The organism is Flavobacteriaceae bacterium (assembly GCA_003443635.1).
GTDB lineage: Bacteria > Bacteroidota > Bacteroidia > Flavobacteriales > Flavobacteriaceae > AU392.
The window spans coordinates 3,197,774-3,214,041 of record CP031964.1; the positions used below are offsets into that span (position 1 = coordinate 3,197,774).

The 16,268-nt window shown below is 31.7% G+C and carries 12 protein-coding genes; 4 read left to right on the top strand and 8 right to left on the bottom strand.

The window, feature by feature from the left end; translation table 11 throughout:
• Positions 1 to 77 precede the first annotated feature (77 nt).
• Genes D1817_14695 through leuB form a run of 4 tightly spaced genes read left to right on the top strand, consistent with a single transcriptional unit; the run spans position 78 to position 4,344 of the window.
• Positions 78 to 1,253: a 2-isopropylmalate synthase gene (locus D1817_14695; GenBank protein ID AXT21304.1), complete on the top strand. Its 1,176-nt coding sequence runs from the start codon at positions 78 to 80 to the stop codon at positions 1,251 to 1,253.
• Positions 1,253 to 2,635, top strand: a complete 1,383-nt coding sequence (gene leuC, locus D1817_14700; protein ID AXT21071.1) for a 3-isopropylmalate dehydratase large subunit — start codon at positions 1,253 to 1,255, stop codon at positions 2,633 to 2,635. The genes D1817_14695 and leuC overlap by 1 nt, the downstream gene beginning before the upstream one ends.
• A complete protein-coding gene (gene leuD / locus D1817_14705) occupies positions 2,635 to 3,222 on the top strand; it encodes a 3-isopropylmalate dehydratase small subunit (GenBank protein ID AXT21072.1) in 588 nt (195 codons plus the stop codon). The genes leuC and leuD overlap by 1 nt, the downstream gene beginning before the upstream one ends.
• A 3-nt stretch (positions 3,223 to 3,225) precedes the next feature.
• Complete coding sequence (leuB, locus tag D1817_14710; protein AXT21073.1) at positions 3,226 to 4,344, top strand: 3-isopropylmalate dehydrogenase; 1,119 nt, start codon at positions 3,226 to 3,228, stop codon at positions 4,342 to 4,344.
• 80 nt (positions 4,345 to 4,424) lie between these two features.
• On the opposite strand, the gene D1817_14715 is transcribed toward leuB, so the two are convergent.
• The 8 genes from D1817_14715 to ilvD all read right to left on the bottom strand — a co-directional run bounded on the left by D1817_14715 (position 4,425) and on the right by ilvD (position 16,029).
• A complete protein-coding gene (locus tag D1817_14715; GenBank protein AXT21074.1) occupies positions 4,425 to 5,723 on the bottom strand; it encodes a threonine synthase in 1,299 nt (432 codons plus the stop codon).
• A gap of 2 nt (positions 5,724 to 5,725) precedes the next feature.
• Positions 5,726 to 6,649: a homoserine kinase gene (locus D1817_14720; GenBank protein AXT21075.1), complete on the bottom strand. Its 924-nt coding sequence runs from the start codon at positions 6,647 to 6,649 to the stop codon at positions 5,726 to 5,728.
• Positions 6,650 to 6,653: 4 nt separating this feature from the next.
• The gene (locus D1817_14725; GenBank protein AXT21305.1) at positions 6,654 to 9,092 is read right to left on the bottom strand and encodes a bifunctional aspartate kinase/homoserine dehydrogenase I; all 2,439 of its coding nucleotides are present in this window, start codon (positions 9,090 to 9,092) and stop codon (positions 6,654 to 6,656) included.
• Positions 9,093 to 9,282: 190 nt separating this feature from the next.
• Entirely contained in the window at positions 9,283 to 10,545 is a 1,263-nt protein-coding gene (locus tag D1817_14730) for a threonine dehydratase (GenBank protein ID AXT21076.1), read from the bottom strand.
• A 9-nt stretch (positions 10,546 to 10,554) separates the two neighbouring features.
• On the bottom strand, positions 10,555 to 12,057 hold the full coding sequence (locus D1817_14735) for a ketol-acid reductoisomerase (protein AXT21077.1): 1,503 nt from the start codon (positions 12,055 to 12,057) through the stop codon (positions 10,555 to 10,557).
• A gap of 10 nt (positions 12,058 to 12,067) precedes the next feature.
• The gene (gene ilvN, locus D1817_14740; GenBank protein AXT21078.1) at positions 12,068 to 12,598 is read right to left on the bottom strand and encodes an acetolactate synthase small subunit; all 531 of its coding nucleotides are present in this window, start codon (positions 12,596 to 12,598) and stop codon (positions 12,068 to 12,070) included.
• Between the two features lie 2 nt (positions 12,599 to 12,600).
• Positions 12,601 to 14,334: a biosynthetic-type acetolactate synthase large subunit gene (gene ilvB, locus D1817_14745; protein ID AXT21079.1), complete on the bottom strand. Its 1,734-nt coding sequence runs from the start codon at positions 14,332 to 14,334 to the stop codon at positions 12,601 to 12,603.
• Between the two features lie 15 nt (positions 14,335 to 14,349).
• Positions 14,350 to 16,029, bottom strand: coding sequence for a dihydroxy-acid dehydratase (gene ilvD, locus D1817_14750; protein AXT21080.1), 1,680 nt, complete (start codon positions 16,027 to 16,029; stop codon positions 14,350 to 14,352).
• Positions 16,030 to 16,268 lie beyond the last annotated feature (239 nt).

The following is a 16,268-nucleotide window of genomic DNA, read 5'->3' on the forward strand; positions in this document are numbered from 1 at the left end:
AAAAATCTCTTCCTTAAATAATTCCAAAATATAAATTAGCCTCACAATACAAAAATATATTTTGATAAATGTCAATTATTAATACTTCTAATGTTCAAATTTTTGATACAACTCTTAGAGATGGAGAACAAGTTCCCGGTTGTAAATTAAATACTGAACAAAAATTAATTATAGCTGAACAACTTGATCGACTTGGTGTTGACGTTATTGAAGCTGGATTTCCAATTTCAAGTCCTGGCGATTTTAAATCGGTCGAAAGAATTTCTAAAATTGTTAAAAACGCAACAGTTTGTGGGTTATCCAGAGCTGTTAAAAATGATATAAAAGTAACTTCAGAGGCTTTAAAGTATGCTAAAAAACCAAGAATACATACAGGCATAGGCACTTCTGATTCTCATATAAAATTTAAATTTAAATCTGATCGTCAGTCAATTATAGAACGTGCTTTTGAAGCTGTAAAATATGCAAAATCTTTTGTTGAAGATGTGGAGTTTTATGCAGAAGATGCTGGACGTACTGATAATGATTATTTAGCTAAGATTTGCGAGGCTGCCATTAAAGCTGGAGCTACAGTTTTAAATATTCCAGATACTACTGGTTATTGTTTACCTAGCGAATATGGAGAGAAGATCAAATATTTAAAAGAGAATGTAAAAGGTATTGAAAAAGCAATTTTATCTTGCCATTGTCATAACGATCTAGGTTTAGCTACTGCAAACTCTATAGAAGGGGTTATTAATGGAGCTCGACAAATAGAATGTACTATTAATGGCATTGGAGAACGCGCTGGAAATACTGCTTTAGAAGAAGTCGTGATGATTTTAAAACAACATCCTTATCTTAATTTAGACACCAATATTGAAACTTCTATGCTTTATGAAATAAGCCAATTAGTTTCTGATAATATGGGAGTACATCCACAACCTAATAAAGCAATAGTAGGCGCCAATGCATTTGCTCACAGTTCTGGAATTCATCAAGATGGTGTTATTAAAAATCGTGAAACATACGAAATCATTAATCCTAAAGATGTTGGCGTCACAGAATCTGCAATAATACTTACGGCCAGAAGTGGAAGAGCTGCTCTTGCCTACAAAGCAAAAAACATTGGTTACGAATTAACTAAACTTCAATTGGATGATGTTTACATGTCATTCTTAAATTTTGCCGACAAGAATAAAACCATTAATGATACTGACATTCATCAAATCATTGAATCTAGTAATGTTTACCAACAAATAGTTTCTGCATAATGAAAAAGACATTATTTGATAAAGTTTGGGATACACATATTGTTGATTCAATTAAAAACGGACCGCAAATATTATATATTGACAAACATTTAATCCACGAAGTTACAAGTCCGCAAGCTTTTAAAGAATTAGAAGAACGTAAAATTCCAATTTTTAGACCTCAACAGATTGTAGCTACTGCAGATCATAACACACCAACACTAAATCAGCATTTACCTATACAGGATAAATTATCTAAAAAACAACTTGAGCAACTCTCTTCAAACTGTACCAAAAATAACATCTTGCTTTTTGAATTAAGTCATAAATACAATGGTATTGTACATGTTATGGCGCCAGAATTAGGCATTACCCAACCTGGAATGACTATAGTTTGTGGTGATAGTCACACCTCAACACATGGTGCTTTTGGAGCAATAGCTTTCGGCATTGGTACAAGTCAAGTTGCTCAAGTTTTTGCTAGTCAATGTTTATTACTAACAAAACCTAAAAGTTTACGTATTACAGTAAGTGGTACTCTTAATAAAGGTGTGCTTCCTAAAGATGTTATTCTCTATATTATTTCTAAAGTAGGTACTAACGCAGGTACAGGATATTTTTGTGAATATGCAGGGAATGTGTTTGAAAATATGAGTATGGAAGGGCGTATGACCGTATGTAATATGAGTATAGAAATGGGAGCACGTGGTGGAATGATTGCGCCAGATGAAACTACTTTTGAGTATGTAAAAGGAAGAAAGTTTGCTCCAAAAGAAAGTGCTTTTGACCAAAAAGTAGCTTACTGGAAAACTTTACCTACAGATGTAGGCGCCACCTTTGATAAAGAATACTTTTTTGAAGCAGAAGATATAGAGCCAATGATAACTTATGGTACAAATCCTGGAATGGGAATTAAAGTTTCAGGAACAATCCCAACATCAGAGGATATCTCGTTAAAAAAGTCATTGAAGTATATGGACTTTAAAGTTGGTGAATCTTTAATAAATAAACCTATTAATTATGTATTTATAGGCAGTTGCACTAATTCTAGAATTGAAGATTTTAGGATTGCAGCTAATTATATAAAAGGAAAACAAAAAGCGAAAAATGTAACAGCTTGGCTTGTTCCTGGTAGCAAACAAGTAGAAGCACAAATTGTAAACGAAGGTTTAAAAACAGTTTTTGAAACTGCTGGATTTGAATTACGCCAACCTGGATGTTCTGCTTGTTTGGCTATGAATGATGATAAAATCCCGCAAGGCGAATATTGTGTATCTACTTCAAATAGAAATTTCGAAGGGCGTCAAGGGCAAGGGTCGCGAACAATTTTAGCAAGCCCCTTAATTGCAGCAGCCACAGCTATTGAAGGTAAAATTATTGATATTACAAAACAATTAAACTAATGGAAAAATTTACAACGCTAACCTCTAAAGCAGTACCATTAGCCATTGAAAATATAGATACTGATCAAATTATTCCTGCTCGATTTTTAAAAGCTACAGATCGAAAAGGGTTTGGTGAAAATGTCTTTAGAGATTGGAGATATAAAAAGGATGGTGATATAAACACTGAATTCATACTAAACAACGATCGTTATTCTGGAAACATTTTAGTAGCTGGTAATAATTTTGGTTGTGGTTCTAGTAGAGAACATGCAGCATGGGCATTAGCTGATTATGGGTTTAAAGTTATCGTTTCTAGCTTTTATGCAGATATCTTTAAAGGAAATGCTTTAAATAATGGGTTATTACCCGTAGAAGTGTCTTCAGGTTTTTTAAGTGTACTTTTAGAAACCATAACTTTAAATCCGGATACTCATATTAAAGTTGATTTAGAAGCTCAAAAAATTTCAATTTCTGATACTTTATCAGAATCATTTGAAATTGACACTTATAAAAAAACTTGTTTAATTAATGGTTATGATGACATTGATTATTTGCTAAGTAAAACATCAGAAATTGAAATTTTTGAAACCAATAAAACTTATTAAAAAATGATATTAAAAATAGCTGTTCTACCAGGTGATGGCATAGGTCCAGAAGTTACTACACAAGCTGTTAAAGTATTAAAAGCTATCGCATTAGAATTTGACCATACTTTTAGCTTTGATTACGCTCCAGTAGGAGCCATAGCTATCAATAAATATAACTCTCCTCTTCCTGATGATACACTTAATCTGTGTAAAGCTTCTGACGCTATTTTATTTGGAGCTATTGGAGATCCAAAATATGACAATGATCCGTCTGCAGAAATAAGGCCAGAACAAGGGCTTTTAAAATTAAGAAAAGAGTTAGAGCTATATACAAACATCAGACCCGTAAAAGCTTACGAAACACTTTTAAATAAATCGCCTTTAAAGCGTAACATTATAGAAGGTACCGATATAAGCATTTACAGAGAACTTACTGGAGGTATTTATTTTGGAGAGCGTAAACTAAGTGATGATGGAAATACAGCTTCAGATTTATGCAAATATTCTCGTTTAGAAATTGAACGTATTGCTTATTTGGCTTTTAAAGCAGCACAATCTAGAAAAAACAAATTGACTTTAATAGATAAAGCTAATGTTTTAGAGAGCTCACGTTTATGGCGAAAAGTAGTTACAGAAATAGCTGAAGATTTTCCAGATGTAACTCTTAATTTCTTATTTGTAGATAATGCAGCAATGCAAATGATATTAAATCCAAAACAATTTGATGTGATTTTAACAGAGAATATGTTTGGGGATATTATTAGTGACGAAGCTAGTGTAATTGGTGGGTCAATTGGATTATTGGCGTCAGCTTCTGTAGGAGACCGTTATGCATTGTTCGAACCTATTCACGGATCATATCCTCAAGCAACAGGTAAAAATATTGCCAATCCCGTAGCTTCCATTCTGTCTGCAGCGATGTTGTTAGATCATTTCGAGTTATATAATGAAGCAGATATTATCAGAAAAGGAGTAGAAAAATCATTACAGTTACATATTACAACTCCCGATTTAAATACTGAAACAGATACGATAACCACAAGCAAAGTTGGTGATTTTATTGAAGATTTTATAAGTAATCCAGAAGATTCAAATCATAATTTTTTAAATATACATTTAGGAAAATCCACTATTATTTAGTTTAAAAAGGTTAGTATTAAAAAATTTTGGTGGATTCCTAATTATTAATTAGCGCACTTTTTTATAGTGCGCTTTTTATTTTATTGAAGTAAATATTCTTTTAAATCTTTATAATTTTTAATTTGAATACTTCTTTTACTACGACTCATGATTTCAGAAATTTGAGAAGGAATAGGTAAACTATCAGCTATTTTCGCAGGCATTACATCTAAAAACTTAATAGGATGAGCGGTTTCTAAAAACACACCTTGAATATTTTCTTTATCTTTTAAATAATCTCGTAAAGCCAAGTATCCAATAGTTCCGTGTGGGTCCGAAATATAATTATTTGTTTCAAATAAATATTTAATTCCTTCTATCGTATCATCATCTGTATAACTATATCCTGAAAGATGTTCTTGTAACAATTTTATATTGTTTTGATACAGATGTTTAATGCGAATAAAATTACTAGGTGCACCTACATCCATAGCATTAGATATTGTTTGTATAGATGATTTAGGGTTATATTTTCCAGTTTCCAAATAAGAAGGAACTACATTATTAATGTTAGTACCAGCTACAAAATGATGTATTGGTAATCCTAATTTTTGTGCCATCATACCAGCACAAATATTACCATAATTTCCACTAGGTACTGAAAATACTAATTTTTTATTTAAAGATTTCAATTCTTTATAAGCAAAGAAAAAATAAAACATCTGTGGCAACCATCTCGCTACATTTATTGAGTTTGCAGAAGTTAAGGTTTTAACGCCATTATAGTCAACATCTAAAAATGCTTCTTTCACCATTGATTGGCAGTCATCAAAGGTTCCGTTAACTTCTAAGGCAGTAATGTTTTTCCCTAAAGTGGTCAGTTGTTTTTCTTGTATGTCACTTACTTTACCACTAGGGTATAAAATAACGACTTCTACTCCTTCAACATCTAAAAACCCGCTTGCTACTGCTCCACCTGTATCTCCAGAGGTAGCCACTAAAACTGTAATTTTTTCTCGAGAAAATTTATTCTTATTAAAATATCCTAAACATCTTGCCATAAAACGTGCACCTACATCTTTAAAAGCCATCGTTGGTCCATGATACAGTTCTAAAGCCACAATATTCCCTTCAATTTTTACAATCGGAAAATTAAAGCTAAGAGTATCTTTTATTAGTGCTTTTAAATCTACTGAAGGGATATTATTTCCGACGAATTGTTTGATCACTTCAAAAGCAATACTGGTATTATCTAGACTTTCTATTGTATCAAAAAATGATTTTGGCAAAGGGTTAATTTCTGACGGAAAATACAATCCCTTATCTGGAGCTAGACCTTTTATTACAGCTTCTTTAAAGGAAACTTTTGGTGCATTATAATTTAAACTAAAGTAATCCATAATTAATTAAGTATTCTTACTCCTTGTTTGCCAATTTTAGACACGTATACATTAAATTCTATATTCTTATTTTTATACACATCTGTCATTTTTTCTGCGATTGTATTCGCCAATTTTTCGCCTTTAGATAATGCAAAAACAGATGGTCCAGATCCTGAAATTCCTGCACCCAAAGCTCCATTATTTATCACTATTTGTTTTATCTCATCAAAATAAGGAATTAATTTTTTTCTAATAGGCTCCACGATAACATCCTCTAAAGATCTCCCTATTAAATTATAATCATTACAATATAAACCACTAATTAACCCTCCTACATTTGCCCATTGTGTAGTCGCATCTGTCAAAAGTATTTCTTTAGGAAGCATTTTACGTCCCTCTTCTGTTTTAAGTTCTATTTGTGGATGAATTATAGTAACAAATAAATCTTCTGGTGTTGGAATAGAGATAATATCCAAAGGAGAATTACTTCTTATTAATACAAAGCCTCCATTAAGTGCAGCAGAAACATTATCTACTATTGGCGAACCACAAGCAATTTCCTCTCCTAGTTTTGAAAACTTTACTAGTTCTAATTGAGAGTACTTATTCTCTAATAATTTATTTATTGCAAATGCAGCTCCAGCACTACTTGCTGCACTACTACCTAAGCCACTTCCTGGTTTGTATTTTTTAAAGATTTGGATATCTACTCCAAAATCTGCTTGACTGTCTTGGAGCATTTTTTGAGCTACAAAACCAGCAACATTTTTATCAATATTAAATGGTAAATCAGCTCCTTCAATTTTAGAAATAGTAACTTTTTTCGAATTGTTTTTACAAAAAATCATTTCGTCTCCTAAGTTTTCTAAAGCAAATGCCATTATATCAAAACCACAGGAAATATTTGCAACTGTAGCTGGAGAAAAAATTGTTATTTTTTTCATCTTGTTATTTTTTTGCTAAGCTTATAATATCTCCAAATAATCCAGAAGCCGTTACTTCTGCTCCAGCTCCAGCTCCTTTAATTATAAGAGGTTGGTCTACATATCTAGCAGTGCAAAATAACACAATATTATCTTTCCCATCCAAATTATAAAACGGATGATTTTTATTTACCTGTTGCAGACTTACTTTTGCCTTTCCATTATTAAATTCTGCTACATATTTAAGTTGCATATTATTTTGTGTGTTTTTCTCATATAATGATTTAAAATATTGTGTTTCTCCCTTTAAAGCTTGATAAAAATCATCTACAGTATTAGCTTCAATGCAAGATTTAGGTAAAAAGGTTTCATTTTCTATATCTTCAAGGTTTAATTGATGGTCGCTCTCGCGAGCAAGAATTAATATTTTACGAGCCACATCAATCCCACTTAAATCAATTCTTGGGTCTGGTTCTGTATATCCTTCTTTCGCTGCCCTTTTTACGACATCATAAAAACTAGTTTCAGAATTAAAATTGTTAAATATAAAATTCAAACTCCCTGACAACACTGCTTTTATTGATGTAATTTTATCTCCTGAATTAACTAAGTTATTAAGTGTTCCAATAACAGGTAAAGCGGCTCCAACATTCGTTTCAAATAAAAATGAAGCATTATATTTTCTAGATAATTCTTTATAACGTTGATATCTTGAAAACTCTGAAGAACAAGCAATTTTGTTACAAGCGACAACAGAAATACTATTACTTAAATAATTGCCATAACTATAAGCAACATCTTTATTTGCTGTAATATCTACAAAAATACTATTGCGTAAATTCATTTTTGCTACGGTACTTAACCATTCATCATCATTTTTACTTTGTCCATTTTTTAATTGTTCTTCCCAGTTTAAAAGACATACTCCTTCTTCATTAAAAATCATTTTTTGTGAATTACTCATTCCTACCACTCGAAGATCAATGAGTAAACTATCTAATAAATATTGATATTGATTTTGGATTTGATTAATTAATCTTTTACCAACATTTCCAACACCTACAATAAACAGGTTTAGCGTTTGAACTTGTTTTTCAAAAAACTTATGATGTAATATATTAAGTGCTTTTTTTACGTTTTTTGCTGCAATAACTGCAGAAATATTCCGCTCTGAAGCACCTTGTGCGATAGCGCGAATATTTATATTATTTTCTCCTAATGAACTAAACATTTTCCCACTTATTCCTTGATGGCTTTTCATTTTTTCTCCCACAATGGCTATAATCGCTAAATCATTTTCTACAATAACAAGGTTAATTTTATTTAGTGAAATCTCATATGCAAAAATCGAGTTAATTACTTTCTTAGCCATGTGAGCGTCTTTGGTCACAACTGCTATACAAATAGAGTATTCTGATGATGCTTGAGTTATTAAAATAATGTTTATATTTTTATCTGCAAGTGCACTAAATAATCTACTTGAGATTCCAGATATTTTAGATATGCCCGCTCCTTCTATAGTCAATAAACTAATATCACTTAAATGACTAATTCCTTTTACTGGTCCGTGTTTAGAATTAACTTTTTTGTTAACCACAGTACCTAACGCCTCTGCATTAAATGTATTTTTTATATTAATTGGAATATTTTTATCTAGAACAGGTTTAATTGCTGGTGGATAAAGTACCTTACTTCCAAAATGCGATAATTCCATGGCTTCTTCATATGAAATCTCTGCAATAGGAAATGCTTGTTTAACTATTTTTGGATTTGCAGTATACATTCCATTAACATCTGTCCAAATTTCTAAAATAGAAGCATTTAATGCTCCTGCAATTATAGCTGCACTATAATCTGATCCATCTCTACCCAAGGTAGTTGTATCTCCTTTTTTATTTCTAGAAATAAAACCTGGCATTACTGTTATCTGTTTAGAGTTTAAACCAAAATAGTCTTGAATGTTCTTTTCAGTTTTTTCAAATAATAACTCGGCTTTAGTAAAATTTGAATCTGTTAAGATCAGCTCTCTACTATCTTTTAATTGTGAATTAGAGGTTTCATTTTTTAAACTTTCAGAAATAATAAAAGACGATAATAACTCTCCAAAACTTAATATTCTATCCTTTGTTTTATTTGAGAATTCATTAATTAAATATATTCCTTGCAAAATACTTCTTAATTCTTCTAAATATGAATTAAGTCTATTTATTGAAGATTCGCTAAGATATAACTCTAAAGCTATAGACAAATGCTTTTCACGAATCTCATTATATATTTCAAGGTAATTATCATTTTTATTATTAGCTAACTCTCCTACTCTAACTAACAAATCTGTAACTTCACCTAAAGCAGAAACTACAACAACAATAGCATCGTTTTCACTTTTAGCTTGAAGGATAGAGATTACTTTCTCTATAGAATCTGAACTGGAGACTGATGTCCCACCAAATTTTAATACTTTCATTTTATTTTTAATTAAGTGCATAAAAAAAGCCTTTCATAAAGAAAGGCTTATATAAATACAACAATATACTCCCTTCCTTTATGGAATAGATGTAATAATTGTTGTTGTAATATTTGATTGTCTCATTATAGTACGAATATATAATTATTCTCTTTATTAATTTTACTATTATGTCCTTATTTTTAGTGCTTTAAACCAAAAATTGAAATAAATCTGGTTTGTCATTTAAATAATCTCCGTAAAAATTATGGAGTTTCATTTTTGCAATTAGTGATTCTAAGTTTTTAGCATCTTTTAATTCTAAACCAACAACTGCTGCTCCATTTTCTCGATTTGTTTTTTTTGTATATTCAAAATACGTAATATCATCAGTCTGATTTAAAATATCAACTACAAACTCTCTTAGTGCGCCAGCTCTCTGAGGAAATTTAATAATAAAATAATGTTTTAAGCCTGCATATAGCAATGCTCGTTCTTTAATTTCAGCAGTACGAGTAATATCATTATTGCTCCCGCTAACTACACAAACAATAGTTTTACCCTTAATCTCTTCAGCATACTCATCTAAAATCGAAATACTTAATGCTCCAGCTGGTTCAACTACAATAGCATCTTTATTATAAAGATCTAAAATGGTTTGACATACTTTACCTTCTGATACAGTAACCATTTCATCTAAATTAGTTTTACAAATTTCGAAATTTAGATCTCCAACATATTTCACAGCAGCACCATCTACAAATTTTTCAATATGATTTAGTTTAGTATTTTTATTATTTTTTATAGATGTCGACATTGAAGGAGCCCCTTCTGGTTCTACTCCTATAATTTTCGTTTCTGGAGAGAGCTGTTTAAAAACTGTACTTAAACCTGATGCTAAACCTCCTCCTCCAACTGGCACAAATATATAATCGATTGGCAACTCAGTTTGATTAAAAATTTCCAATCCTACTGTAGCTTGACCTTCAATTATTTTTACATCATTAAATGGATGAACAAATGCTTTGCCTAATTTATTGCACTCTAATATAGCTGCTTGATATGAATCATCAAATGTATCTCCCTCTAGTACAATAGTCACATAGTTTTCTCCAAACATCTTCACCTGCTCTATTTTCTGTTTAGGTGTTGGTGTTGGCATATATATAACTCCTTTAATTTTAAGCAATCTACATGATAAAGCTACTCCTTGTGCATGATTTCCAGCACTAGCACAAATGATTCCATTTTTAGTTTCAGCATCTAATAATGATGCTATTTTATTGTATGCTCCTCTAATTTTATACGATCGTACTTGTTGCAAATCTTCACGTTTAAACAATACATTACAATCATATTTTTCAGAATACCTAAGGCTTTTAACCAAAGGAGTCACAGAAGCAATTCCTTTTAAACGTTTGGCAGATTCTTTAACAGAACTTAAAGTTGGGTAATATGTTGTTTTTACTTCCATATTGAATGATTAAGCTAAAACTAAACTCTCAGGTTTAATTGTTGCTTTTATTGATTTCATAGCTGTCATCGAAGCTCTTAAACGTTTACCAACTTTTTCTATCAAATGATTTCTTATTGCATCATTGACAGTAATCAGTTCTAAATTGTCAACCGTATTAAATAATGAAAATGGTTTTCCTATCGTACTTGCATCTATAGTTTTCATGAATTCTAATAACAATGGTCTACATGCGTGGTTAAATAAATAACACCCATATTCTGCCGTATCAGAAATTACTCGATTCATTTCAAAGAGCTTTTTTCTAGCTATGGTATTTGCTATTAATGGCAATTCGTGAAGTGATTCATAATATGCTGAATCTTCAATTATCCCTGCATTTATCATCGTTTCAAAAGCCAACTCTACTCCAGACTTTACAAAGGCTACTAATAACAATCCATTATCAAAATATTCTTGTTCAGAAATATGATCGGCTGTTACATTTGTTCTTTCAAATGTTGTTTCTCCTGTTTCTGTTCTCCATTTTAATAAATCTTTATCATTATTCTCCCAATCTTTCATCATTGTTTTCGAAAAATGACCGGAAATAATATTGTCCATATGTGTTTCAAACAATGGTCTTAATATTGTTTTTAACTCTTCAGATAATTGATATGCTTTAATTTTTGCAGGATTAGATAGTCTATCCATCATATTAGTAATTCCGCCATGCTTTAAAGCTTCTGTTATAGTTTCCCATCCATACTGAATCAATTTTGCTGCATAACTCGCAGGAATTCCATTTTCTATCATTTTATTAAAACACAAAATAGATCCCGTTTGCAATACACCACATAAAATGGTTTGTTCTCCCATTAAATCTGACTTTACTTCAGCGATAAAAGAAGATTCTAAAACACCAGCTTTATGCCCTCCTGTAGCTACAGCATAAGCTTTTGCTTGTGCCCAACCCTTATTTTCAGGATCATTTTCTGGATGTACAGCAATTAATGTAGGCACTCCAAATCCACGCTTATATTCTTCTCTTACTTCAGTACCAGGGCACTTTGGAGCCACCATAATTACTGTAATATCTTTTCGAATCTGCATCCCTTCTTCAACAATATTAAATCCATGCGAATAACTTAAAGTTGCTCCTTGTTTCATTAATGGCATAATAGCCATTACAACAGTAGTATGCTGTTTATCAGGCGTTAAGTTTAACACTAAATCTGCTCTAGGTATTAACTCTTCATATGTACCTATTTTAAATTTATTACTAGTCGCATTTACATATGAAGGTCGTTCCTCATCTATTGCTGCTTGCCGTAAAGCATACGAGATATCTAAACCAGAATCTCGCATATTTAAACCTTGATTCAATCCTTGAGCACCACAGCCTACAATAACAATTTTTTTATTTTTTAGTACATTAATGCCATCTTCAAATTCTGAAGCATTCATAAATCTGCATTTTCCTAACTGTTCTAATTGTTGTCTTAATGATAGTGTATTAAAATAATTTGTCATTGTTATATTTTTATTGATTAAATGCTTTTAATATTTGTGATATTTCCATTGATTGTTTAGTGATTGCAATACGTCCTGAACGTGTAAATTGCATTATTGAAAAGGGGTAAAGTTTATTATATATTTCCCCTATTTCTTCTTTACTTCCTGACCTTTCAATCACAAAAAAATCCTTATTTACCGTAACAATTCGAGCGTTATTTTCAATAATTAAATTTTGAATTTCACTACCTTTAAACAATAAGTCAGATTTTAATTTAAATAAACAAGATTCCTGATATACAGTCTCTTCTTCTGTGTGATAATATGCCTTTATCACTTCAATTTGTTTTTCTATCTGACCAATAATTTTTTTGATTTGCATTTCGGTAACCTTAACCAAAATGGTAAATCTTGAAACACCATCAATCTCAGAAATTGATGTATTTAAACTTTCAATATTAATGTGTCTTCTCTGAAAAATAGCTGAAATTCTATTTAGTAATCCGATGTTATTTTCAGTATACACTGAAACCGTAAATAGTTTGATTTTTTTATCCATAATTATTCTAATCTTATATCCGATACCGAAGCCCCTGAAGGAATCATTGGAAATACATTATCTTCTTTTTCTACACATACTTCTAAAAAATATGCTTCTTTACTTGTAATCATTTCTTTAACAGCATCTTTTAATTGATCTCGTTTTATAACTTTTTTAGCTGCTATAGAATACCCTTTGGCTATAGCAACAAAATCAGGATTTGTCATTTCGGTAGACGCATAACGTTTATCAAAAAATAATTGCTGCCATTGCCGAACCATCCCTAAAAACTCATTGTTTAATACCACAATTTTAACAGGGATTTGCTGTTGAAACACAGTTCCTAACTCTTGAATTGTCATTTGATAACCACCATCTCCAATGATTGCAATTACTTCTCGATTTGGCGATGCCATTTTTGCTCCAATTGCTGCTGGTAAAGCAAAACCCATAGTACCTAAGCCTCCTGAGGTAATATTACTTTTAGTAATATTAAACTCAGCATATCTGCACGCAATCATTTGATGTTGTCCTACGTCACTTACAATAGCAGCTTTCCCTTTAGATTGTATATTAATCTCCTTTAATACTTCTCCCATTGTTAAGCTTTCCTTATTTGAATACAGGCTTTTACTAATAACTTTTTCAAATTCGATTTTATATAAATCTTTAAACTTCTGATGCCATTGCAAATGAGAATTAGAGTTTAATAGTGGTAGCAATCTTTTTAAGTTTTCTTTTGCATCACCTAAAACTGCTATATCGGTTTTTACATTTTTATCAATCTCGGCAGGATCAATTTCAAAATGAATTATTTTAGCTTGCTTTGCATAAGTATTTAAATCTCCTGTAACCCGATCATCGAAACGCATACCAATAGCAATTAATACATCACACTCATTCGTTAAAATATTAGGAGCATAATTACCATGCATTCCTATCATTCCTACATTTAAAGAATGAGTAGTTGGAATTGCCGATGCACCTAAAATTGTCCAAGCTGAAGGAATTCCTGTTTTCTCAATTACAGCTTTAAATTCATTTTCGGCTTCACTCAAAATAACACCTTGCCCCCAAACAATTAATGGCTTCTTTGCTAAATTGATTAGTTTAGCAGCCTCAACTAAAGTTTTATTTTCTACTTTAGGTATTGGATTATAACTTCTAACACCTTTACATTTTTCATATTTAAAATCGAGTTCTTCAAACTGTGCATCTTTTGTAATATCAATTAGAACAGGGCCAGGTCTTCCGTTCTTAGCAATATAAAATGCTTTAGCAATAACCTCTGGGATTTCTGATGCCTTAGTGATTTGATGATTCCATTTGGTTACTGGAGTAGAGATTCCAATAATATCTGTTTCTTGAAACGCATCACTCCCTAATAAATGTGAGGGCACTTGTCCAGTAATACAAACGATGGGTGTCGAGTCGATCTGAGCATCTGCAATCCCTGTGATGAGATTTGTTGCTCCAGGTCCTGACGTTGCTATTGCCACACCTACTTTACCGGAAATACGAGCATAACCTTGAGCTGCATGTGTAGCCCCTTGTTCATGTCGTGTTAACACATGATTAATTTTATCTTGGTATTTATATAATTCGTCATAGACAGGCATAATAGCTCCTCCTGGATATCCATATAAAATATCGACACCTTCAGCCAATAAGCTTTTTACAATTGCTTCGCTTCCCGAGATTCGAATCGTTTTTTTAGTGTCTACTGCTTTTAATGTTAATGCTTCTGTATTCATTATGTCCTAATTTTATTAGAATTCATCTGTTACGCATCCTTTTGATGCTGATGAGACTGTTTTTGCATATTTATATAAAACTCCTTTTCCAAATTTTAGATCTGGTGCTTTCCATTGTTGTCTTCTTTCTTGTAATTCTGCTTCAGATACTTCAAGAGAAATACTATTTGTTTCAGCATCAATAGTTATAGTATCACCATTTTTCACAAAAGCTATCGTTCCACCTTCTTGTGCTTCTGGAGTAATATGCCCTACTACAAAACCGTGAGTGCCTCCAGAAAAACGACCATCTGTAATTAACGCCACATCTTTACCTAAACCAGCTCCCATTATAGCGGCAGTAGGCTTTAGCATTTCTGGCATTCCTGGACCTCCTTTTGGGCCTTCATAGCGAATTACGACAACATTACCTTTTTTAACTTCCCCATTTTGAATTCCATTATTAGCATCATATTCACTTTCAAATACTTTTGCTTTACCTTTAAAATTTAACCCTTCTTTTCCAGTGATTTTTGCAATACTTCCTTCTTCAGCCAAATTGCCATATAACATTCTTAAATGTCCTGAGGTTTTAATTGGATTCTCTACTGGTTTTATAACTTTTTGATTTTCTTTTAAATCATCAGCATCTAATAAGTTCTCTGCTATTGTTTTTCCTGTAACGGTTAAACAGTTTCCATGAATCAATCCTTTTTTTAATAAATATTTTAATACAGCAGGAATTCCTCCAATTTTATGTACATCCTCCATTAAATATTTCCCGCTAGGTTTTAAGTCTGCTAAAAAAGGTGTTGAGTCACTTATAGTTTGAAAATCTCTAAGTGTAAAATCAATATCTGCTGCTCTAGCAATTGCTAAAAAATGTAATACAGCATTTGTAGATCCACCTAAAACAGTAACTAAACGAATTGCATTTTCCAAAGACTTTCTTGTAATAATATCTGAAGGTTTAATATCTTTTTCAAGTAAATTTCTAATTGCTTCACCTGCACTTACAGATTCTTCTTTTTTGGCAGCACTCAAAGCTGGGTTAGACGAATTATAAGGAAGTGCCATCCCCAAGGCTTCAATAGCAGAAGCCATTGTATTTGCCGTATACATGCCTCCGCAAGCTCCAGCTCCAGGGCAAGCATTCTCTATAATATTTTGATATTCAGTTTCTGTTACTGTTCCTGCTACTTTACTTCCCCAAGCTTCAAAAGCCGATACAACATCTAACTTTTGTCCATCATGACATCCAGAATCTATTGTCCCTCCATAGACTAAAATTGAAGGTCTATTTAATCGAATCATGGCCATTAAAGCTCCTGGCATATTTTTATCACACCCAACTACTGTAATTAATCCATCATAACTCATTGCTTGCACTACAGTTTCCATAGAATCTGCAATAATATCTCTTGAAGGCAATGAGTAACGCATTCCAGGGGTTCCCATAGAAATGCCATCACTAACACCAATTGTATTAAAAACCAATCCAATTACATCTTCATTTTTTGTACCTTCTTTAACCAGTTTAGCTAGGTCATTAAGATGCATATTACACGGATTACCTTCATAGCCTGTGCTCGCAATGCCAATAATAGGTTTATAAAAATCTGCTTTAGTTAAACCAATCGCATGTAGCATTGCTTGTGCTGCTGGTTGTGTTGGATCTTGTGTAACTGTCTTGCTATGTTTATTTAACTGCTTCATTATTTTTTATCGCTCTATTAAGTATTGTTGTGTCCAAAATTAAAAGTTCCTGATTTTTATTTTCTTTATTATTTCATATTTAGTTTGAGGTTCACTTAATTTTTATTTATATTAACTAATTAATTATCAGTTGTTTAAAAAATATTTTTTATGACGCTCTAAAATTAATTTTTTATAAAAAAAGCCTATATCTTTAACTGATACAGGCTTTAGGTTTACTAAATAATTATCTGTATCAA